Source organism: Vibrio sp. 1562, assembly GCF_033340155.1.
GTDB lineage: Bacteria > Pseudomonadota > Gammaproteobacteria > Enterobacterales > Vibrionaceae > Vibrio > Vibrio alginolyticus.
Genome location: NZ_JAWOVY010000387.1, coordinates 1 through 679, shown reverse-complemented (window position 1 = coordinate 679; position 679 = coordinate 1). Strand labels below are relative to the sequence as shown.

Sequence of the window (679 nt, the reverse complement as noted above, 5' to 3'; positions counted from 1 at the left end):
TAAGTTTACGGTGATCAACACCGAACCTGTATGGCGTGACGAGGCCGCGATTCAAGACATCATCTCTAATGTTCGTGTTGAAGTTATTGGTGACACAACGAAATCGGCATTTTCAGAATCTGAAATCAGCCACGTCTTTACCTCTGTTGGTACCAGTGGCACGCAAGACACCTACATCGAACCATACGATGCCACCGATGATCTGGATTTGGTGGTCGATATTGCGCCTGAAGAAGTCATCGAATTTACCGTAAAGGGGAAAGTTCGCGCTGATGCTGTCGGTGATATCGATGGAAACACCGCAAAAGCCGGAAACCAGAGTGACACAACGGAAACCATTCCTCCTGTCGCACCTGTTTTAGATTTCCAAAAACTGGTGCTGAACACGACCGCCGACAGCAGTACGTGTACGTTCCCATCTTCGACGGGCACTGATTGTCACTACAATCCGAATGGCCAGATCCAGTATCAAGTCTCAGTCACCAACGTAGGTGAAAGTACCACTAATGGTGCCACCATTGTGGATGAACTGGACAAGATTAACACGTCTGATGGCAAACCAGCTTTTACGGATTACAGCGTGGCGATTGTTAGTGCACCAACGTCAGACCGCTTCTCCATCAATGGTCAGTATCAAGGCAATGTACCTTTAAACGCAGCATTCGATCTGATGCCAGGC

Annotated in this window: 1 protein-coding gene; it reads left to right on the top strand. The window is 48.2% G+C overall.

Annotated elements, in window-relative coordinates; translation table 11 throughout:
• Positions 1-679, top strand: a 679-nt coding sequence (locus R7Z49_RS25345) for a hypothetical protein (RefSeq protein WP_318112435.1), incomplete at both ends; no start/stop codon positions are given.